This window comes from Pseudomonas sp. ICMP 561, from assembly GCF_002699985.1.
Taxonomy (GTDB): domain Bacteria; phylum Pseudomonadota; class Gammaproteobacteria; order Pseudomonadales; family Pseudomonadaceae; genus Aquipseudomonas; species Aquipseudomonas quasicaspiana.
In genome coordinates, this window is sequence record NZ_LKBT01000003.1 from 199,910 (window position 1) to 221,542 (window position 21,633).

The window sequence follows — 21,633 nt, forward strand, 5'->3', positions numbered from 1 at the left end:
GCTGCAAGGGCGGGCAAGAGGATCGAAAATCTGCTTTTGCTTGCCGCTTGCAGCTAGAAACTTGCCGCTGACACTTTAGTGTCTGAAATGCCGCATCCCGGTGAATACCATGGCGATACCGGCTTCATCAGCCGCCGCAATCACTTCGTTGTCACGCATCGAACCGCCCGGCTGGATCACCGCAGTGATGCCCACCTTGGCGGCGTTGTCGATGCCGTCACGGAACGGGAAGAATGCGTCGGAAGCCATGACCGCACCTGCTACCTGCAAACCGGCGTGTTCAGCTTTGATTGCTGCGATGCGGGCCGAGTTTACGCGGCTCATCTGACCTGCGCCGACACCGATGGTCTGGCGATTCTTGGCATAGACGATGGCGTTGGACTTGACGTACTTGGCCACTTTCCAGGCGAAGATCAGGTCGTGGATTTCTTTCTCGCTTGGCGCGCGCTTGGTGACCACTTTCAGGTCATCAGCGGTGATCATGCCGATATCACGGCTCTGAACCAGCAAGCCGCCATTGACGCGCTTGTAGTCCCACGCGGCGCCACGTTCAGCAGCCCATTGACCGGTGCTTAGCAGGCGCACGTTGGCTTTGCTGGCAACAATGGCCTGTGCTTCGGCGCTGACGCTCGGGGCAATGATCACTTCAACGAACTGACGCTCGACGATGGCCTTGGCCGTTTCGGCGTCCAGCTCACGGTTGAAGGCAATGATGCCGCCAAATGCAGATTCGGTGTCGGTCGCGTAGGCCAGTTCGTAGGCCTGACGGATGCCGCCTTCGTTGTCCAGCGCGACTGCAACGCCACAAGGGTTGGCGTGCTTGACGATAACGCAGGCTGGTTTGACGAAGCTTTTCACGCATTCCAGTGCGGCGTCAGTGTCGGCCACATTGTTGAATGACAGTTCTTTGCCCTGCAATTGGGTTGCAGTGGCGATACCGATTTCAGCCGGGTTGGCTTCAACGTAGAACGCCGCGCTCTGGTGCGGGTTCTCGCCGTAGCGCATTTCCTGGGCTTTGACGAACTGGCTGTTGAAGGTGCGCGGGAATTCGCTGCGGCCTTCGGTGCTCAGGGTCTCGGCCTTCTGGTCAATGCTGCCCAGATAGTTGGCGATCATGCCGTCGTAAGCCGCGGTGTGCTCGAACGCCTTGAGCATCAGGTCGAAACGCTGTGCGTAAGTCAGACCGCCAGCCTTGAGGCTTTCCAGTACCTGACCGTAATCGCTGGCATTGACCACGATAGCCACATCTTTATGGTTTTTTGCCGCAGAACGGACCATGGTCGGGCCGCCGATGTCGATGTTCTCGATGGCAGTCGGCAGGTCGCAACCCGGTTTGGCAACCGTGGCCTGGAACGGGTAGAGGTTCACCGCAACCAGATCGATCGGATTGATGCCGTGCTCGCTCATGATGGCGTCGTCGATGCCGCGACGGCCCAGGATGCCGCCGTGGATTTTCGGGTGCAGGGTTTTGACCCGGCCGTCCATCATTTCTGCGAAGCCGGTGTAATCAGCGACTTCTACCGCTGCGACGCCATTGTCCTGCAACAGCTTGAAGGTGCCGCCAGTGGACAGGATCTCAACGCCAAGGGCTTCCAGTTCACGGGCAAATTCAAGGATACCGGTCTTGTCGGAAACACTGATCAAGGCGCGGCGAATCGGCAGGCGGGTAGTCTGGTCGGTCATTTCAATTTCCATCAAGGCAAAAGCAAATGGATTCAGCAAAAAAGGCGACCTCGATAAGGGTCGCCTTTTTTGTATGGAATGCTTAAAGCAGGTCGTACTGCTTGAGTTTCTTGCGCAAGGTGCCGCGATTCAGGCCCAGCAGCTCTGACGCTTTCGTCTGGTTACCCTTGACGTAGTTCATCACGCACTCGAGCAGCGGCGCCTCGACTTCCGACAACACCAGGTTGTAGACATCAGTGACGGAAGCACCTTCAAGGTGGGCGAAATAATTGTGCAGCGCCTTCTCAACGTTGCCGCGCAGGGTCTGGCCCTCTTCGCTCGGCGTGTTGAGGTGCTGTTTCAAATTGACGTTGTCGCTCACGGGTGTCGTTCCACTCACTAAAGTCTCAGTCATCATCGTCATGCGGCCACCTCTTCTTCTTGCCCTGTTTTCGGGCTTTTGTAGCGTTCGCTGAAGAACTCGCGAACGTTGGCGCACTGTGCTTCTGTATCTTGCAAACGATTGAAGTGGGCGCGAAACTCCCTGGCGCCCGGCAAGGTTGCGAGATACCAGCCAACATGCTTGCGCGCTATTCGCACGCCCAGCACATCGCCGTAGAAAACGTGAAGCGCTGCCAGATGCTCTAGCAGAATGCGTTCCACTTCCTCCAACTGCAGCGCCGGCAATATTTCGCCAGTGCGCAGGTAGTGTTCTATTTCGCGAAAAATCCACGGACGCCCTTGAGCAGCCCGTCCAATCAACAGCCCGTCGGCACCGGTGGCTTGCAGCACATGCCGGGCTTTCTGGGGTGAATCAATGTCGCCATTGGCAAATACCGGAATCGAAATGGCCTGCTTGATCGCGGCAATCGTGTCGTATTCGGCTTCACCGGTGTACAGGTCGGCGCGGGTCCGTCCATGAACGGCCAAGGCCTGAATGCCTGCCTGTTCGGCGATTTTCGCCACTGTCAGGCCGTTCTTGTTGTCCCGGTCCCAGCCGGTACGAATCTTCAGGGTGACCGGCACATCGACTGCGGCGACAACGGCCTGCAGGATCTCGCTCACCAGTTGTTCGTCTTTCAATAACGCTGAACCGGCCGCCTTGTTACAGACCTTCTTGGCCGGGCAGCCCATGTTGATGTCGATGATCTGTGCGCCCAGTTCGACATTGGCGCGCGCTGCATCGGCAAGCATCTGCGGATCACCACCGGCGATCTGTACCGAGCGTGGCTCGGGATCACCTTCGTGGATCATGCGCAGGCGCGATTTGCGACTGTTCCACAGGCTCATGTCACTGGTGACCATTTCCGACACCACCAGACCTGCGCCAAGCTGGCGACAAAGCTGACGGAAAGGCTGGTCAGTGACGCCCGCCATAGGAGCGAGAATCAAGCCGTTCTGCAATGTATACGGACCGATGCGTACCGCCGACATAGGTGTGCCTGTTGTGGGGCCGAATCATGGCAAACCGTGTGTAATGTGTTATCTACACGGTCCGTTCGAGCCCGGCCTGACAAGTGCTTGCGCGCCTTTCAGACCGAATCCAGAGTAAGAAAAAGGGTTGGCATGATACCCGCTCTCGATGACTGGATAAAGGCTGAATTGGATAAAATCTGAACAGTTGTTGCCGGGCAGATCACGGTTTTTCGGTCGACTGCACTGCCGTTACGTGCTGCTGGCGTTTTTTGGGGTGAATAGCGTCCGATCAGCGGCTGTTCATTTCGTCGTTCGTTGTTGCCGGACGATTACTCGGGGGAGCGGAAGCTGAGGCTGTAGTTCACGGCTTTGGCGCCCGGATCGAGGATGTCCAGCGCGATATGAATCGGCGTCTGCGGTGGCATCTCTTCTTTCCCGGCGATTTCACCGCTCAGGTATTCAGCGGGTTTGAAGCGACGACTGGCGATCAACTGCCCGCTGGTGTCGGCGAAGCGCAATTCCAGCAGCGGGAATGGCTGAGAAAATGGCGCGCGGTTGTAGATGATTGCATCGACAACCAGCGCGCCTTTGAACTCGGGATGGCTGCGCACTACCAGATTGCTGCTCTTGAGCTGTTTGATATCGACCTTGGACGGGACTTTGCAGTCGATCTGCGGGCAGATCATCTGGAACCATGGCCGGTACTGATCCTGACGTGCCAGTTCGTCGAAGTGATACCACACGTATTGCCCGGCCAGTCCGACCAGGGCGATCAAGGTGAGCAGGGTCCAGACCAGTTTGCGGCCCCATCGGGATTTGGGAGGCTGCCAGTCCAGTTGCAACGGATCGTCGGTCAGGTCCAGCAGCGCCTGATCCCGCACGCCGGGCTCGGTGCGATCGCGGCGTGAACGAGTTTCCGGTTGCGGCTCGTCCAGCTCCTCGTCACTGTCGTTATCCAGCGCCGAAAAGCGTTGCGGCTTTTCATTGCCCGGTGTCTTGCGTGGAGCCGGAGCGGGGACCGTCGGTTCGTCGTCATCCAGATGGCTGTCGATGAGCGAAAACGACGGTTCGGTCCTGCCATCGCGGGAATCGGATTCTGTCTCCGAGAGGATTTCGGGTTCCGGAATCACTTCAGCGTGCAATTCGGGCAGTTGACTGACGTCGTCATTGTGCAGGCTGTCGACCCAGTCATCAGAATCGGTCTGTGCGCCATCGCGACGCGCAGACAGTGCCGAGTCATCGTTACGGGACGACTCCCTGCCAAACGTCTCGGGTAACTGGATTTCACGCTGTTCAAGACGGGCGAGTTCTTCGTCCAGATCCAGATTGTCCAGATCCATGGCGTTGCCGCGCCATGACTGCGGAGCCTGAGCGGGCTCGGATGCTGGTGGCTGAGTTGCAACCACCTCGCTTTGCACAATCGGCAGTGTTTCAACGACTACCGGAGCAGAGGGCGCGGGCGTTACCGGCAATTCTGCCTGTTGCGGAGCTGGCTGCTGATTGCTGCGCTGTTCCAGCAGTTGCTTTGCAGCATTGAAAACCTGCAGGCAGGCACCGCAGCGCACCACGCCGCGTGCCACGCTCAACTGTGCGTGGCTGACTCGGAAACTGGTCTGGCAGTGCGGGCACTGGGTGACAAAACTGTCGGTCATGCGGCTATCCGGTTAAAGCGGCTATTAACTAACGGCGACGGCCAGTGATGCGAACCCAGCCATCACGGTTGGCGATCGGATCCAGCTCGAAGGTGTCGGCATAGGCAGCGGCAACTTCTTCGCCCTGTTCGGCAAGAATGCCGGAAAGCGCCAGGCGACCACCGGTTTTAACCAGTGTTGCCAGTTGCGGCGCCAGGGCGACCAGCGGACCGGCAAGAATGTTGGCGACCAGCACGTCGGCCTGTTGTGGCGGCATGTCTTCAGGCAGATACAGCTCGAAGCGCTCCGGCGCAATATTGTTGCGACCGGCGTTATCGCGTGATGCTTCCAGTGCCTGCACGTCGATGTCGGTGCCCACCGCCTGCTTCGCGCCCAGCAGCAGAGCGGCGATGGCCAGAATCCCCGAGCCGCAACCGAAGTCCAGCAGGTCGCAACCGTTCAGGTCCTGACCGTCGAGCCATTCCAGGCAAAGTGCGGTGGTCGGGTGCGTTCCAGTACCAAACGCCAGACCTGGATCGAGCAGCAGATTGACCGCTTCCGGTTCCGGCGCGGCGTGCCAGCTTGGCACGATCCACAGACGTTGACCGAAGCGCATCGGCTGGAAGTTATCCATCCAGCTACGCTCCCAGTCCTGATCTTCGATGACTTCGCTCATGTGCTCCGGCAGCTCGGCGTCGGTCAGCAAGCGCAGGTGCGCCAGAACGTGCTCGGCGTCAGTGTCGGCTTCAAACAATGCCAGCAGATGCGTGTGCGACCACAGCGGCGTGGTGTTGAGTTCCGGCTCGAAGATCGGTTGATCTTCAGCGTCCATGAACGTGACCGATACGGCGCCGACTTCGAGAAGGGCGTCTTCGTAGGTTTCGGCTTGTTCAGGACTGATGGCGAGACGGACTTGCAGCCAGGGCATGGCGGGTTACCTATGGAAATAGCAGGAAAGCCGCGAAGTTTACTTCAGGTTTGCTGTAATTGCTCGTTGGCAAACGTATCTGGATCAGCCAGTCCGCCATTTGGCCTGGTGTTCATTACGCCTTGAAATCGTAGGTGCCGTCTCCTTCAAGATTCAGATTGGTTTGTAGGGGCGTTATGTAGAAGAACCGCCCTGAAAATCGCAGGCCTTCAGGCGCGAAATCTACATGTACATAGCCCTCCATGCCGACTCGAATCGCCTCAAAGTCATCAGGCCCGGTCGGCTTGTTCCAGATGTAGGTGTACACAAATCCCGGCTCGGGCGTCCCTGGCTGGGAAATGAATTGATGCTGAATAGGAGTTTCGGCAGTTGCAGCGGGTATGCGCAGCTGAAATTGTTGGTAATCGCGGCGCTGTGGATTGCCTTTGCTGGCGTAGATTAGCCAGGCGCCGTCTTGCCACTCGGCAGTGATAGAGTCGGCCACGATCTGGCCGTGAACGTGGCTCCACTGAAAATCACCCACTGCTTTCAGTCCATTCTCTGAGGCTGGAGTCGGGTCTTTACTTTGGTTGTCCATGATGGGGTTTCCATGAATGAGCGCGTTATGCGCAGATGCAGGGTTGCCCCATTGCGGCCAATGGAACAACTGTCAGAAATGACAGTTGCACGCCCGGAAACGAGAAGGCCCCGACAAGTCGGGGCCTTCAGGCTTAGAACATTTGCTGATGAACGTTATTTCTGTTCAGCCAGCTTGTGTTCCAGGTAGTGAATGTTGACGCCGCCTTCGCAGAAGCCTTCATCACGGGTCAGATCACGGTGCAGCGGGATGTTGGTCTTGATGCCGTCGACCACGATTTCGTCCAGAGCGTTGCGCATGCGGGCCATGGCCTCATCGCGGGTTGCGCCCCAGGTGATCAGCTTGCCGATCAACGAGTCGTAGTTCGACGGAACCTTGTAGCCGCTGTACAGGTGCGAATCGACCCGCACGCCGTTGCCGCCTGGCGCGTGGAAGTGCTTGACCATGCCTGGGCTTGGAATGAAGGTTTTCGGATCTTCAGCGTTGATCCGGCATTCCAGCGAGTGCCCGTGAATGACAACGTCATCCTGGGTAAACGACAGTTTGTTGCCAGCGGCGATGCTGAGCATCTCCTTGACGATGTCGATACCGGTGACCATTTCCGAAACCGGGTGCTCTACCTGAACGCGGGTGTTCATCTCGATGAAGTAGAAACGACCGTTTTCGTAGAGGAACTCGAACGTGCCAGCGCCACGGTAGCCGATGTCGATGCATGCTTTTACGCAGGCTGCGAACACGTCTTTACGGGCTTGCTCATCGATGAACGGTGCCGGGGCTTCTTCCAGAACCTTCTGGTGACGACGCTGCAGGGAGCAGTCGCGGTCGCCCAGGTGGATCGCATGGCCCTGACCGTCGGAAATAACCTGGACTTCCACGTGACGTGGGTTGGTCAGGTATTTTTCCAGGTAGACCATCGGGTTGCTGAACCAGGCAGCCGCTTCAGCGCGAGTCTGCTTGGCCGCTTCGATCAGGTCTTCTTCCTTGTGCACAACGCGCATGCCGCGACCACCGCCGCCGCCAGCGGCTTTGATGATCACCGGATAGCCCACTTCGCGGCCAATACGCAGCGCGGTTTCTTCGTCTTCCGGCAACGGGCCGTCGGAACCAGGAACAGTCGGTACGTTGGCGCGCTTCATGGCGTCCTTGGCGGAAACCTTGTCGCCCATCAGGCGGATGGTTTCAGCTTTCGGGCCAATGAACGCGAAGCCGGATTTCTCTACCTGTTCGGCAAAGTCGGCGTTTTCCGCTAGGAAACCATAGCCTGGGTGAATCGCTGTAGCGCCAGTCAGTTCTGCGGCAGAAATGATGGCCGGGATGTTCAGGTACGACAGGTTGGCTGGCGCCGGACCGATGCAGACAGTTTCGTCCGCCAGGCCCAGGTGCATCAGCTCACGGTCTGCCGTGGAATGGACCGCGACGGTCTTGATGCCCAGTTCTTTACAGGCACGCAAGATGCGCAAGGCGATTTCGCCGCGGTTGGCGATCAGGACTTTTTCCAACATCGCAGGCTCTCCCCGGTTCAAACGATGGTGAACAGCGGCTGGTCATACTCAACCGGCTGACCGTTTTCTACCAGGATCGACTCGATCACACCGCTGACTTCAGCTTCGATGTGGTTCATCATTTTCATCGCTTCAACGATGCAGATGGTGTCGCCTTTCTTGACGGTCTTGCCGACTTCAACGAACGCTGGCGAGCCAGGCGCTGGAGTGCGGTAGAACGTACCTACCATTGGCGATTTGACAACGGTGCCGTTCAGTTTCGGTGCCGAAGGTGCTTCAGCAACGGCAGCAACCGGAGCAGCAGGCGCTGCGACTGGCGCGGCTACCGGGGCAGGCGCGTAGTACGGTTGTGCTGGAGTCTTGCTGTGACGGCTGATCCGTACGGATTCTTCGCCTTCACGAATCTCCAGTTCGTCGATGCCGGACTCTTCCAGCAGTTCGATCAGTTTCTTGACTTTACGGATATCCATTAATCATCAACTCCCAAAGGTCGGTCAGGGGTAAAAGTTGTTAGTGGTTCGGGTCATGCAGCGCAGCCTGTGGCTGTGCGGTCATGGCTTCGAACTGACGGCCAATTGTTCCAGGGCGGCTTCAAGGGCCATTCGGTATCCGCTGGCGCCAAGGCCGCAAATCACCCCTACAGCAACATCTGAAAAGTAGGAGTGATGACGGAAAGCTTCACGTTTGTGCACGTTCGAAAGGTGCACTTCGATGAATGGGATGCTCACTCCCAGCAACGCGTCACGTATTGCAACACTGGTGTGCGTAAAAGCGGCCGGATTGATCACAATGAAATCCACGCCTTCATCACGAGCAGCGTGGATACGATCAATCAATTCGTACTCGGCATTGCTTTGCAGATACATCAGATGGTGGCCGGCTTCACGTGCCCTTTTTTCCAGGTCCTGGTTGATCTGGGGCAGAGTGACTGCGCCGTAGATCCCCGGTTCACGGGTTCCAAGCAGGTTCAGGTTGGGGCCATGCAGTACCAGAAGAGTCGCCATCGGATGATCCTTGTTATGGTTACGAGCATCAAAGCCCGGCGACTATGCCGCAAACATCCATGTACTGTCCAGTTAACTGCAATAGCTGGCACGATTACCGAAGTTCGCGAAAAGTTTGTGACTCAACGATTAGATTTGGTCATTTGCTCTAATCAGCCGCTCTACAAGGCCTTTCGCGTCGATTTCGCCGACGACGCGAACATCGCCGCGCTCCTCGCCATTTTTGCCGAAGATCAGCAACGCAGGCGGGCCAAACAGCTTGTATCGATCCAGCAGGGCGCGTTGTTCGGCGTTGCTGTCAGTCATGTCAAAGCGGATCAGACGATATCCCTCAAGCTGGGCGATGACATCGGGATCCGGTAATACTTCATGCTCGATGACCTTGCAGCTGATACACCAGTCCGCGTACCAATCGAGCAACAAAGGCTGACCTGCATTTTTTGCTTCGCTCAACACCCGGTCCAGTTCGGCTGCACTGGTGATGGTCTGCCAGTTGGAGGTATTAGCGGTCGCGGGACCGTTGTTGCTCAGTGTTGCCTGTGGTCGGCCCAATGGGCGGGTTGGGTCGGTCTGACCGCTCCACGCGCCGAACCAGCAGGTCAGGGCATAAACCAGCAAAAAAAGCCCCAGCAGTTGCGCCAGACGTTGGCGAGTGCTTTTCGGACCAAACTCCAGCGTGCCCAGAAACAGCGCGACGCCCGCCGCCAGCAGGCCGGTCAGCAGCAACGTGATCTGGCCCGGCAATACGCGACTGAGCAAGGCGATAGCCAGGCCCAGCAGCAACACGCCGATGGCGTTTTTAACTGTCACCAGCCATGGGCCGCTTTTCGGTAGCCAGGTCGCGCCGCCGGTTGCGACCAGCAGTAACGGAGCACCCATGCCCAGGCCCAGCGCGAACAGCTTCATTGCTCCACCCAGCGCGTCGCCGCTGGCGCTTATATAAAGCAGCGCACCGGCCAGCGGTGCAGACACGCAAGGTGAAACCAGCAGGCTGGAAACCACACCCAGCACCGCCGCGCCCCACAACGAGCCGCCTTCGGTCTTGCCAGCAATGCGATCGAGTCGGTTACTGAGAGCTTGGGGCAGACGCAACTCGAAAGCGCCGAACATCGCGATCGCAAAGATCACGAAGAACAACGAGAACGGCACAAGCACCCAGGCAGATTGCAGTCGCGCCTGTAAGTTAAGGCCTGCACCGAACATACCCATCAATGCGCCAAGGGCGGCAAAACTGATCGCCATTGGCAACACGTACGCCAGCGACAGGCTCAAGCCGCGCAGCCCACCCACCTGACCACGCAAGACCACGCCGGACAGAATCGGCAGCATAGGCAATACGCAGGGGGTGAAGGTCAGGCCTATGCCTGCGAGGAAGAACAACGCCAGCTCTTTCCAGCTCCAGGCGGTAGCCGCAGACGGGGCAGGGACGGTGCTGTCAGCCGCTACGGCAGGGTCACCGATACTCAGTCGCTCGGTTTCAGGTGGATAACACAGGCCTTTGTCTGCGCAGCCCTGATAGGTCACCACCAGCGTGAACGGTCGGTTGTCACCCGGTTTGCGTGGCAGGTCGATGTCGAGAATGCCGTGGTAAACCTCAACGTCGCCGAAATATTCGTCGTGCTTCTTCTCGCCAGCCGGCAACTGCGCAGCGCCCAGGCCGATGTCTGCGGGTTCGGTGCGGAACTGAAAACGATGGCGATAAAGGTAATAGCCTTCGGTGGCGACGAAACGCAGCTTGATCGACTCGGGAGTGGTGTCGATCAGATTTAACTGAAATGCCTGACGGACGGGCAGGAAATCCTTGCTGTTATCCAGCGCTGCACCACCCAGCGTGGCATTCGGACGGCTGTCCAGCAGGCCAGCCCCCGTAGCGGGCAGGGCGAGGATCAACAGCATCAGGCAGAGCAAACGGCGCATGGCAGTCTCGAATCGCAAAAGTCCGCGCATGATAGCGGAGTGTTTCAAGGTGTGCAGGGATGGGGTTTGTAAGAGAGGGTTTCCGACGCGCCCGGCAATCAACGCATAACTGACTGGGCACGCTGGGTTCTGCGGGAGCGAATTCATTCGCGAAGGGTCGGTACATCCGCATAAAGTTTGTCGTCAGGAATACCGTCTTCCCGAATGAATTCGGTCCTACCAGTCTTGCGCTCGCCCGTTAAAGAACTCAGGCCTTGTCAGCCACGCTCAGCAGCATCGAGCTCTGCTTCGCGTCATATTCCAGGAACACGTGATTACGGCCGGCATGCTTGGCCCGGTACAGCGCTTCGTCGGCGCGAGAGGCCAGCAGCAGGCTGTCGTCCTTGTCGCCCATTTCCACAACGCCAGCGCTGAAGGTGCAGAACAGATCAGCCGGTTGCGCGGGGTAATGGATTTCGGCAAAGCGACGGCGGATTTCATCCAGCGTGAAGTGGGCGCTCTGGATATCCGTGTCAGGCATCACGATGGCGAATTCTTCTCCGCCATAACGGCCAATGTAGTCGGTCTTGCGCAGTCGCTGTTTGAGGAACAACGCCAGGCTCTTGATCACCCGGTCGCCCATGGGATGCCCATGGCTGTCGTTGACCTTTTTGAAGTGGTCAATATCCAGCATCGCGAAGCACAGCCGCTGATTTTCCCGACGGGCACGGAAGCAGCAGTCTTCCAGCAATTGCAGAATATGGGTGTGGTTATACAGGCCGGTCAGGCTGTCCCGAACCATGCGTGCCTTGAGATTGCGCGCCCGCGCAGCACGGTTGCGCACGGTGGTAATCAGGTGGCGCGGCTTGATTGGCTTGGTCAGGAAGTCATCGCCGCCTTCGCTCATGGCATCCAGCTGCTTGTCCAGATCATCTTCAGCAGACAGATAAATGATTGGCACACTGACATAGCGGTCGTTATGGCGGATCACTTTGGCCAGTTCGGTACCCGTACAGCCCGGCATGTACATATCGAGGATGATCAGGTCCGGCTGGAAGTCAGCGAGTTCAGCCATGGCCTGGATCGGGTCAAGCAATGTACGGGTCACGATCCCGGCACTGTTGAGCAGGCGCTCGGTATGCAAAGCCTGGGCGCGGGAGTCATCAATAATCAGCACCTTGTAAGGCTCGTACTGCGCCACGCAGGTGAGGATTTCGATTTTCTCCAGCAGGCTAGAAGCTTCCAGCGTACCGGTCAGAAACTCCTCGCCACCCGCACGCACAGCGGCCAGACGTGTCGGGGTATCCGTTTCGTGATGACTGAAAAAAATCAGCGGCAGTTTCTGTTCAAGCCCCTGCTGCACACCTGCCGCCAGTTTCAGGCCTTCGCCTGGGCCGCAGAAATCCACATCGATCACGATGGCAGAGGGATGACGATGAGCCATGGCTGTCTGGAAATCACTTAGACCGTCCAGCGCCTGAGCGTACAGCCCAAAAAAGTCCAACTGCTTGCTCAAGCGCTCGGCTCGTTCGAAATCCTGCAAGGCAATATAGATAGGCTTGCGCAACGGCGGTAGCGAGGTTTGCTCGAAACGATCGCCATGACGCAGACCTGTGCGGGACAGCCGCTGCATCAAACTGTTGAGTTCAGTAATCAGGTTGCTGGTTAACCGTCCACGATTCGCTTCGACCGCTTCCAGCGACGCATTGATGGCTTGCGCCAGCTCGATATGCTCGATTTGCTCAAAACGCTCGGCAAAACGCAGCAGACGCTGATTGGCATCCTGAAATTCCGCCATATCTGTCGCAGACCACTCGCCCTGCTGCAGTCGCTGCCAAGCCTCAAGAATCTGACGTGCCTGATGAATGACGCGCTGAGCGAAGTGATGTTTGAGACGATCGCGATTTGGATCTGCTGGCTCGGTCATATCGGGCTACGTGTGTGTTCTCTGATAGATCACTGCTGGCGCTATGCTACCACCTACTTTCCGCCTAGCACGTACCCCAAGTCAAATAGTTGGCAACATTTAGATGACTGGACGGTTTTTGCCCCTCAACGCCCGGTTGTGGCGCTCCATTTCTCGGTTTTTGCAGGCAATGCTTCTCGCCCCGGCAGCAGACTTGGCATATCCCGCAGCCTGATCCACGGCTCATTCTGCCAATGAATAACGCTTAGCTCGCCATCTTGCCATTCCAGTCGCGCGGGTGTCGGGCTGTTGTGGTGTGAATGAAGGCGCGCGACGAACAGGGCGGGCATGACTTCGTGGGTGATCCACTGGCGCAACTGGCTGTTGGCCGGGTGATGGTGGTGGACCAGCAAGGCATACGCGGCAGACTCGCTGACCATGAGCATTTCTTGGGCCTCATCGTAGTAATTCAGGTTCAGGGTGCAGCGCTGGTCGGGGTCGAGCTTGCGAACCAGACGGTTCTCAAGAAACAGGCCCATCAAGCGGCCCAGGTCACGGGCGCAGAACCAGGCTTGCTGCTCCATGATCAGGGCATGCAGGTGACGTTTCTGATGGGTGAAGCGTAGGGGTTCGAAAGGCGTGTCCATGCTGTCTGTCCTTGTTATTAGCTGAAGGCGTCGGGAGCTAAGAACACCCAATCTAGTGCCGGCATATTCCCCCGGAGGGTCTTTTATTAGCCGACTCCCGACATGACAGACGAACAGACGCATTAAACGGCTGCGCTAAGTGACCTTAGCGCAGGCGCAAAAAAACCGCTGTCTATCGTGGCGGGTGTACGGATTGTGAGTTCTTAGGCTCAGGGCCGGAATGATCAAAGAGCAGCCGTTTTGGGTCAATGGCCGATGCTGTAGGACATTTCTGCTTTTGTTGTGGTTGTTTCATAGGCAACAACACCAACCCCTGTAGGAGCTGCCGAAGGCTGCGATGGCGGTGTTTCAGGAGGATTGCGTTCGCAGCCTTCGGCAGCTCCTACAGATTTTGCATTTGCTGGGTGACCATCCTCAACAAAACCTCCCACCCTGACATACCTGCAAAAGGCACCTTGCTGTAAGGTTGCGGTCAGAGCACTGAACCCCGTGATTGAAAGGACATAGCCATGCTGGATTGGAAGAACCGCGCAGGCAGCGCGAAAGAGCGCGTCGATGAACCGGCTTCGGTCAAGCGCCGTGGTTACCTGGGCGGGCTGTTTTACAGCCGTGCGCTGGGTGCCTTGGTTGCGATTTACCTGGTGGTCACGTTGCTGATCGGTTGGTACTGGAGCAGTGAACCGGCGTTGTTCCCCGTCCAGCAAAATGCTCAGGCTGCGGCCGAGCGTGAAGGCAAGCAGATGGTGATTGGCTACACCACTGTCGAAACCCTTAAAACCGTTGTAAACACTCTGCTTGAAAAGCGTGGCGGTTACCTGTCCAACGACCGCTTCCCACCTGGTCTGTGGCTGGACAATATTCCTAGCTGGGAATACGGCGTGATGTTCCAGGTGCGGGACTTGAGCCGTGCCATGCGTAAGGATTTTTCTCGTTCGCAGTCGCAATCCGCTGAAGACGGTGATCTGGCCCGCGCTGAGCCGCTGTTCAACTTCAGCAACAACAGCTGGATTCTGCCTTCCAGTGAGTCTCAGTACCGCGAAGGTATTGCGGCACTGAATCGTTACGAAGCGCGTCTGTCCGACCCTAATTCAAAAACTGCGCTGTTTTATGCGCGCGCTGACAACCTCAGCAACTGGCTGGGCGACGTCAACACCCGTCTGGGTTCGCTGTCGCAGCGTCTTTCGGCCAGCGTTGGCCGTGTGAAACTCAACAGCACCTTGAAGACCGAAGCAATGGTTGCCGTGAAGCCGGGCGAAGTGCCGCAGGTTGACGAAGAAATCGTTGAGACGCCATGGCTGAAAATCGACGACGTGTTCTACGAAGCACGCGGTCAGGCTTGGGCGCTGTCGCACTTGCTGCGCGCCATCGAAGTTGATTTTGCCGATGTGCTGGCCAAAAAGAACGCCACCGTCAGCGTGCGTCAGATCATTCGTGAGCTGGAAGCTTCCCAAGAACCGCTGTGGAGTCCGATGGTGCTCAACGGGAGCGCGTTCGGTGTGTTGTCTAACCACTCGCTGGTCATGGCCAACTATATTTCCCGCGCTAACGCCGCTGTGATCGACCTTCGTCAACTGCTGTCGCAGGGCTGATCGATGTCGTTCTCATCCACCGAGGCTGCGCACCGCGCCGCCTCGGACGCTGAGCTGATCGCCTGGGTTGACGAGCTGGATCAGCCGCTCGGGGGCATGGTCCGCTCGCATTTGCGTGAAGCCGGTCTGATCGGGCGTGGCACTTATATTCTGCTGTTCAATTCCGCAGGCGAGTTGTGCGTGCATCGCCGTACCCTGAGCAAGGCCATTTATCCCGGCTACTGGGATGTGGCGGCAGGCGGTATGGTGCAAGCAGACGAGAGCTACGCCGAGTCAGCTGCACGGGAGCTGGCCGAGGAATTGGGCGTCAGTGGCGTGCCTCTTACCGAACATGAGCATTTTTTCTTCGACCAACCGGGCAACCGGCTCTGGTGCGCGGTGTTCTCGGCGGTCTGGGACGGGCCTTTGACGTTGCAGCCCGAAGAGGTGCTGGAGGCGCATTTCATTCCTGTGGATGAAGCCCTGCGCGAAGCCGAACAAAAGCCGTATTGCCCGGACTCGGTGGCGGCGTTGAAGCGGTATCTCGAGAGTGGTCTGTAGTTCCTGCGCAAGATTCTATGTCTGCCTGGATATTTCTTTGTGCTTGAACCAACGCTATCGCGAGCAAGCTCACTCCTACAGACGACCACAAACACCTGTAGGAGTGAGCTTGCTCGCGATAACGTCGGCTCATGTCACATAGAATCTCAGACAAAACACAGTCATTTCCAAGGCGGCGAGTTGACGGCCACGTCGCAAATGTTGAGTGAATTGGCGCACATTGGCCCTTAGCAACGGGGCTTTTTGCCGTTACACTGCGCGACCTTTTCAAGCTGGCCGGGGTTTTCCGTCCAGCTGCGCTGCCCCTGCCTGAGTGGGGCTTCGCGGCCGACCCTTTATGGATGTCGACCAATCTTCAGTCCTCAACAAGAGGATTTGCGGTGGCTAAAAAAGCCTCATCCTTCGCCGCCCTGGGTGGCCTGGTATTTTCCACCGACGCGGGACGGCATTGTCCCGACTGTCGTCAGCCCGTTGATGCCTGCATCTGCAAACAGACGCTTATTCCCGAAGGGGATGGTATCGCCCGTGTGCGCCGCGAAAGCAAAGGCCGTGGCGGTAAAACAGTGACGACTATCACCGGCGTGCCATTGCCTGAAGACGGCCTCAAGGATCTGGCCAAAACCCTCAAGCAACGATGCGGCACCGGCGGAGCGCTCAAGGACGGGGTGATCGAGATTCAGGGCGATCACGTCGAACTGCTGCTGGCCGAGCTGATCAAGCAGGGCTTCAAGGCGAAGAAATCCGGCGGCTGATGGCACGGCGGACGCATGCAAACTCTGGCTTGCATCGCGGGTCTATTCTCCATCAGTGCCTGGCACCAAACCGTCACTTGCACTCTTTACACTGCGCCCAGCCTGTCTATGGCTGGCGCTACCTGACTTTTTTATAGGGGACTTCGATGTCCGTACGACGCACACGTAAAGACGATGGCAGCCAATGGACCGTTGCGGACAGCCGCAGCGTCTACGGGATCCGCCATTGGGGCGCTGGTTATTTCGCGATCAATGAAGCGGGTCGTGTAGAAGTTCGTCCGAACGGGCCGGGCAGTTCGCCTATCGATCTTTACGAGCAGGTCGACCACTTGCGCAAGAGCGGGCTGAGCCTGCCGTTGCTGGTGCGTTTTCCCGATATTCTGCAAGACCGCGTACGTCAGCTGACCGGCGCGTTCGACGCCAATATTGCGCGTCTGGAGTACCAGAGCCAGTACACCGCGCTGTACCCGATCAAGGTGAACCAGCAGGAGGCAGTGGTTGAAAACATCATCGCCACCCAGAACGTGTCCATCGGTCTGGAAGCCGGTTCCAAGCCGGAGCTGATGGCGGTGCTGGCACTGGCTCCGAAAGGCGGCACCATCGTCTGCAACGGTTATAAGGACCGTGAGTTCATCCGTCTGGCGCTGATGGGCCAGAAGCTGGGCCACAACGTGTTCATCGTGATTGAGAAAGAATCCGAAGTTGAACTGGTGATCGAGGAAGCCGCCGAGCTAAAAGTCGCGCCGCAGGTGGGCTTGCGTGTTCGTCTGTCGTCCCTGGCTTCCAGCAAATGGGCCGATACCGGTGGTGAAAAATCCAAGTTCGGTCTGTCCGCTGCACAGTTGCTGTCGGTCGTTGATCGCTTCCGCAAAGCGGGTCTGGATCAGGGCATCCGGTTGCTGCACTTCCATATGGGTTCGCAGATCGCCAACCTTGCTGACTATCAGCACGGTTTCAAGGAAGCGATTCGCTACTATGGCGAACTGCGCAACCTCGGCCTGCCGGTGGATCACATCGACGTGGGCGGCGGTCTGGGCGTCGATTACGACGGTACTCACTCGCGCAACGCCAGTTCCATCAACTACGACATGGACGATTACGCCGGTGTTGTCGTGGGCATGCTTAAAGAGTTCTGCGACGCGCAGGGCCTGCCGCACCCGCACATCTTCTCGGAAAGCGGCCGCTCGCTGACTGCACACCACGCCATGCTGGTCATTCAGGTCACCGACGTCGAGAAACACAACGACGAAGTCCCGGTGATCGAAGACAAGGAAAGCCTGCCGGAAACCCTGCAATGGCTGGTCGATCTGCTCGGCCCGACCGATATCGAAATGGTCACCGAAACCTACTGGCGCGCCACTCACTACATGAGTGACATCGCGACCCAGTACGCCGATGGCAAGATATCCCTGCCGCAAAAAGCTTTGGGTGAGCAGTGCTACTTCGCCGTTTGCCGTCGCCTGCACAACTCGCTGAAAGCGCGTCAACGCTCCCATCGTCAGGTGCTGGACGAACTCAACGACAAGCTGGCCGACAAGTACATCTGTAACTTCTCGGTATTCCAGAGTCTGCCGGATACCTGGGCCATCGATCAGGTGCTGCCGATTATTCCGCTGCACCGCCTGAACGAAGAACCGCTGCGTCGTGCTGTGCTGCAAGACCTGACCTGCGACTCTGATGGCAAGATCAATCAGTACGTGGACGAACAGAGCATCGAAACCAGCCTGCCGGTGCATGGCCTGAACGAAGGCGAAGACTATTTGCTGGGTGTGTTCCTGGTCGGCGCGTATCAGGAAATCCTGGGCGACATGCACAACCTGTTCGGTGATACCGACTCGGTGAACATCTATCAGAATCCGGATGGCAGTGTGTATTCCGCTGGCATCGAGACTCACGACACCATCGAAGACATGCTGCGCTACGTGCACTTGTCGCCGGAAGAACTGATGACCCATTACCGGGACAAAGTCGCCAGCGCCAAAATCACCCCGCGTGAACGCACGTACTTCCTGGATGCTTTGCGGTTGGGGCTGACGCGGTCTTCTTACCTATCTTCTTGATGGTGTAAAGCGATGGTCCTACGGGCATAACCGTAGGACCGGCTTTAGCCGGGAGGGCGATGTTCCTGACGAAGGCTATGCGGTGTATACATCGGCGCTCTCGCGGCTGAAGCCGCTCCTACGGGGCTGGATTTTGCGTTCATCCGTAGGACCGGCTTTAGCCGGGAGGGGGCCGTTACATTCGCACGGTTATCTTCGCCAGAAATAATGCCCTCCCGGCTAAAGCCGGTCCTACGACGTCTCCGCCATCTGCTCCACTTTCCTATTCTTCTGTAGGCAACGTCCTATTCTTCTTTTCGCTCTCTACCCAGGGTGTCTTCTCGGCCAGAATCCACGGCCGCGTCCCTGTAGAGAACCCGTCCATGTCTGGCCCCGCTGTCGCCCATCACTTCAATCTGGATATCGCCCCTCTGTTTCGGCGGTTGCAGGTGCTGTCGTTCACCGGTACGGAGGCTATCAGCGAGCCCTTTGTCTTTGAGCTGGAAGTGCTGATCGACGAACCGTATCTGGATCAGCAGAGCCTGATGTATCGCGCCGCCTTCTTGAGTTTTCAAGACGACAAAACCGGTGTGCACGGGCAGATTCACAGTGTCATGCGCAGCCACTTCAAACCGGGTCCCGCGTGTTACCGCCTGTCCATCGGGCCTCGCCTTGCGTGTCTGGGCCAGCGTTATACGCCGCGGGTGTTTCAGCAAATGAGTACCCCACAGATCATCAGTCGTTTGCTGATGGAACATGGCATGCGCGAAGACAGCTATCGCTTTGATCTGCGGGCCGAGTACCGAAAACGCGACTTCTGCGCGCAGTACCGGGAATCCGATTTGCAACTGCTGCAGCGGTTATGCGCGGAAGAGGGCATTCACTACCATTTTCACCATTCCAGAAAAGGCCATGAGCTGGTCTTTGGCGATGGCTTGCGGGTGTTTCGTCGTACCTCGACAGCCAACTATCAGCAGGTGCCAATGCAGGCTGGCGTTATCCGTTTTGCAGTGACGGAAGGTGGCGAGCAATCGGATCGCACGCGCCAGAAGGGCGAAGGTGAAAGCACGCTGCCCTTTGTTTCGGCAGGACACTTGCTACCGCTCATGGGGCTGCCGCAGGAAGAACTGAATCATCTGTGGCTGGTGACGGGCGTGGTGCACCGCGGCTTTGATCCCCGGCAACTGAGCAGCGTGACCACCGTCCAGAAGGGGATGTACATCAATCATTTTCAGGTCGCGCCGTGGGAGTCGGGTTTCAAACCGCCGCCTCTGCCGCGAGCCTGTGTTGCGGCGGTCCAGTGCGCTTATGTCATCGGCGCGGCAGATGAGCTTGTCAGCGCTGACTCCAAAGGACGGGTCAATGTGCAATTTGACTGGAGCTATCCAGGGCAGGGCGGTGAGGGCGGTGACTGTTGGTTGCCGGTGGCTGCGCATCTGAGCAAGACCTTGCGTGGCGGCATGCCGGTGGTGGTGAGTTTTATCGAGGGTGATATGGATCGGCCACTGATCAGCGCCTGCGTGTGGCAATCCACGGATGCCATCGCCGATCCACCGCAAGCGTCATCGCCGCCTGAAAAGCTTGAGGTGAATCTGGGGCCCATGACCACTGTAGGTGACAGGTCATGGATCCAGATCGAAGGCGGCTCGCGGATCAGCTATCAGCAAGGCTGCGAATTGTCCTTCACCGTCGGCGACAGTACGCTGAGCATCGACGGCGCAGGGGTAAAGCTGAGCAGCCCGCAAATTCTGCTGACCGCCGGGGTCAGGCCTGATGCTGATCCGGAGCGCTGAACCAGGCCCCGCGCTTGCTCAATTGCCAAGTCACGAACCCCAGGGTCAGCGTCCGCAGCAGCATGAAGAGCAGCAGGGTCAGCCACAGGCCATGGTTGCCGAAGCTTTGCAGCCCATAGGCAAAAGGTGCAACCAGCAGCATATTGACCAGCATGGTGTTGCGCATTTCACGGGCGCGGGTCGCACCAATGAACAAGCCGTCGAGCAGGTAGCTCCAGACCGCCAGCAGTGGCAGCGCGGCCAGATAGGGCAAGTAGATAAACGCTGTCTCGCGTACTTCAACGATGTCGGTCTGCAGGCTTATGAACAGATGGCCTGCGACCATGAACAGCAACGCGAACGCCACGCTGGCGATCAACGACCAACCTCCGGCGACCGTCAGCGAGCGGCGCAATGCGAGCTTGTTTTTGGCCCCGATGGCGTGCCCGCACAGCGCCTCAACTGCATGGGCCAGCCCGTCCAGCGCGTGTGCGGTCAGCAGCAGGCCGTTGAGCAGCAGCGCATTGGCGGCCACCGTGGCATCGCCAAGCCGTGCGCCCTGGACAGTAATCAGAAAAAACACCGATTGCAGCACCAGGCTGCGGATGAAGATATCGCGGTTCACGGACAGTAATGGCCGCCAGTTTTCCCAGCGCTTGAGGGCGGGCCACAGCACCTGGCCCGGCCAGGCGAGCAGGGTTTTCCGGGTCAGTGCCAGGCCGAGCAGCGCGCCGGTCCACTCGGCTACGACCGAAGCACGGGCCGAACCGACTACGCCCCAGTCCAGCCCAAGTACGAACCACAGGTTCAGGGCGATGTTGACCAGGTTGGTGGTCAACAGAATCATCAATGGTGCGCGAGCATTCTGTGTGCCTAGAAACCAGCCGACCAGTGCGTAACCAGCCAGGGCGGCGGGCAAGCCCAGAAGCCGGGTGTGGAAGAACGCTTCAGTCAGTTGTTGCAGGTCGGCGGATGGCTGCATCAGGCTCAGAGCCAGGTGGCTGAACGGCAGGCCAATCACGCCGAGCAATAGCGCCAGCCCCATCGCCAGCAACAGGCCTTGCAGCAGGATCTGACGTAACGCCGAACCGTCATTGCGCCCGGCAGCCTGGGAGGCAAAGCCGGTAGTGCCCATGCGCAGGAAGCCCATGCTCCAGGCGAGAAAGGTGTACAGCGTCGCACCCACGGCCACGGCACCCAGTTGATGGGCATGGGGCAGATGGCCAATTACCGCGCTGTCGACAAGCGCCACCAGCGGTACGGAGATATTCGACAGAATCATCGGTGCGGCCAGCGCCCAGACGTTGCGATGGGTCGCGCGGTCGCGCCAGTCGTTGAGCAGGTTTGACATGAAAGCTCCCGGACAAGGCGGGCATTGTAGAGTGAACCGAACCCCAAAAGGTGGTTGAGTGACACAGCACCAACCGGTAGGAGCGAACTTGTTCGCGAGGCGTCATGCCTGATTCACTGCGTAAACCCTTCGGCAACAAGTTGCCTCCTACCTGACACGGCGTCATGCCTGATTCACCGCGTAAGCCCTTTCGCCAACAAGTTGCCTCCTGCCTGACACGGCGTCATGCCTGATTCACCGCGTAAACCCTTCGCCAACAAGTTGCCTCCTACCTGACACAGCGTCATGCCTGATTCACCGCGTAAACCCTTCGCGAACAAGTTGCCTCCTACCTGACACGGCGTCATGCCTGATTCACTGCGTAAACCCTTCGGCAACAAGTTGCCTCCTGCCTGACACGGCGTCATGCCTGATTCACCGC

General features: G+C 58.1%; 18 protein-coding genes. 5 read left to right on the forward strand and 13 right to left on the reverse strand.

What is annotated here, in order from left to right:
- Nucleotides 1–75 precede the first annotated feature (75 nt).
- The 12 genes from purH to AO242_RS04460 form a co-directional block, all read right to left on the reverse strand.
- Nucleotides 76–1,683: a bifunctional phosphoribosylaminoimidazolecarboxamide formyltransferase/IMP cyclohydrolase gene (gene purH / locus AO242_RS04405; protein WP_027901361.1), complete on the reverse strand. Its 1,608-nt coding sequence runs from the start codon at nt 1,681–1,683 to the stop codon at nt 76–78.
- 82 nt (nt 1,684–1,765) lie between these two features.
- Nucleotides 1,766–2,086 (reverse strand): DNA-binding transcriptional regulator Fis, encoded by a 321-nt coding sequence (gene fis, locus AO242_RS04410; protein ID WP_027901362.1) that lies wholly within the window; start codon nt 2,084–2,086, stop codon nt 1,766–1,768.
- Nucleotides 2,083–3,096: a tRNA dihydrouridine synthase DusB gene (dusB, locus tag AO242_RS04415; protein WP_027901363.1), complete on the reverse strand. Its 1,014-nt coding sequence runs from the start codon at nt 3,094–3,096 to the stop codon at nt 2,083–2,085. The genes fis and dusB overlap by 4 nt, the downstream gene beginning before the upstream one ends.
- Nucleotides 3,097–3,407: 311 nt before the next feature.
- Nucleotides 3,408–4,730 carry a DUF3426 domain-containing protein gene (locus AO242_RS04420; protein ID WP_099267828.1) on the reverse strand — a complete coding sequence of 441 codons (1,323 nt, stop codon included), beginning with the start codon at nt 4,728–4,730 and terminating at the stop codon, nt 3,408–3,410.
- A gap of 28 nt (nt 4,731–4,758) precedes the next feature.
- Nucleotides 4,759–5,637: a 50S ribosomal protein L11 methyltransferase gene (prmA, locus tag AO242_RS04425; protein WP_027901365.1), complete on the reverse strand. Its 879-nt coding sequence runs from the start codon at nt 5,635–5,637 to the stop codon at nt 4,759–4,761.
- 115 nt (nt 5,638–5,752) lie between these two features.
- Nucleotides 5,753–6,214: a hypothetical protein gene (locus AO242_RS04430; protein WP_099267829.1), complete on the reverse strand. Its 462-nt coding sequence runs from the start codon at nt 6,212–6,214 to the stop codon at nt 5,753–5,755.
- A 155-nt stretch (nt 6,215–6,369) separates the two neighbouring features.
- On the reverse strand, nt 6,370–7,716 hold the full coding sequence (gene accC / locus AO242_RS04435; RefSeq protein WP_095101822.1) for an acetyl-CoA carboxylase biotin carboxylase subunit: 1,347 nt from the start codon (nt 7,714–7,716) through the stop codon (nt 6,370–6,372).
- 17 nt (nt 7,717–7,733) lie between these two features.
- Nucleotides 7,734–8,186: an acetyl-CoA carboxylase biotin carboxyl carrier protein gene (gene accB, locus AO242_RS04440; protein ID WP_099267830.1), complete on the reverse strand. Its 453-nt coding sequence runs from the start codon at nt 8,184–8,186 to the stop codon at nt 7,734–7,736.
- An 81-nt stretch (nt 8,187–8,267) separates the two neighbouring features.
- On the reverse strand, nt 8,268–8,720 hold the full coding sequence (gene aroQ / locus AO242_RS04445) for a type II 3-dehydroquinate dehydratase (protein WP_095101818.1): 453 nt from the start codon (nt 8,718–8,720) through the stop codon (nt 8,268–8,270).
- Between the two features lie 129 nt (nt 8,721–8,849).
- Nucleotides 8,850–10,637 carry a protein-disulfide reductase DsbD gene (locus AO242_RS04450; RefSeq protein ID WP_257153371.1) on the reverse strand — a complete coding sequence of 596 codons (1,788 nt, stop codon included), beginning with the start codon at nt 10,635–10,637 and terminating at the stop codon, nt 8,850–8,852.
- A gap of 247 nt (nt 10,638–10,884) precedes the next feature.
- The gene (locus AO242_RS04455; protein ID WP_099267832.1) at nt 10,885–12,543 is read right to left on the reverse strand and encodes a diguanylate cyclase; all 1,659 of its coding nucleotides are present in this window, start codon (nt 12,541–12,543) and stop codon (nt 10,885–10,887) included.
- Between the two features lie 125 nt (nt 12,544–12,668).
- Nucleotides 12,669–13,169 (reverse strand): BRO-N domain-containing protein, encoded by a 501-nt coding sequence (locus tag AO242_RS04460; protein ID WP_099267833.1) that lies wholly within the window; start codon nt 13,167–13,169, stop codon nt 12,669–12,671.
- A 509-nt stretch (nt 13,170–13,678) separates the two neighbouring features.
- Between AO242_RS04460 and AO242_RS04465 the strand changes: the two genes are divergently transcribed.
- The 5 genes from AO242_RS04465 (at nt 13,679) to AO242_RS04485 (ending at nt 19,882) form a co-directional block, all read left to right on the forward strand.
- Complete coding sequence (locus AO242_RS04465; protein WP_099267834.1) at nt 13,679–14,758, forward strand: DUF2333 family protein; 1,080 nt, start codon at nt 13,679–13,681, stop codon at nt 14,756–14,758.
- 3 nt (nt 14,759–14,761) lie between these two features.
- Nucleotides 14,762–15,298, forward strand: a complete 537-nt coding sequence (locus tag AO242_RS04470) for an NUDIX hydrolase (RefSeq protein ID WP_099267835.1) — start codon at nt 14,762–14,764, stop codon at nt 15,296–15,298.
- A gap of 380 nt (nt 15,299–15,678) precedes the next feature.
- A complete protein-coding gene (locus AO242_RS04475) occupies nt 15,679–16,050 on the forward strand; it encodes a translation initiation factor Sui1 (RefSeq protein ID WP_027901373.1) in 372 nt (123 codons plus the stop codon).
- Nucleotides 16,051–16,196: 146 nt separating this feature from the next.
- Nucleotides 16,197–18,110, forward strand: a complete 1,914-nt coding sequence (gene speA, locus AO242_RS04480) for an arginine decarboxylase (RefSeq protein ID WP_027901374.1) — start codon at nt 16,197–16,199, stop codon at nt 18,108–18,110.
- Between the two features lie 362 nt (nt 18,111–18,472).
- Nucleotides 18,473–19,882, forward strand: coding sequence for a contractile injection system protein, VgrG/Pvc8 family (locus tag AO242_RS04485; RefSeq protein ID WP_099267836.1), 1,410 nt, complete (start codon nt 18,473–18,475; stop codon nt 19,880–19,882).
- Here AO242_RS04485 and AO242_RS04490 read toward each other — a convergent pair.
- Complete coding sequence (locus AO242_RS04490; RefSeq protein WP_099267837.1) at nt 19,854–21,212, reverse strand: MATE family efflux transporter; 1,359 nt, start codon at nt 21,210–21,212, stop codon at nt 19,854–19,856. The two genes, AO242_RS04485 and AO242_RS04490, sit on opposite strands and share 29 nt — an antisense overlap.
- Nucleotides 21,213–21,633: the final 421 nt, after the last annotated feature.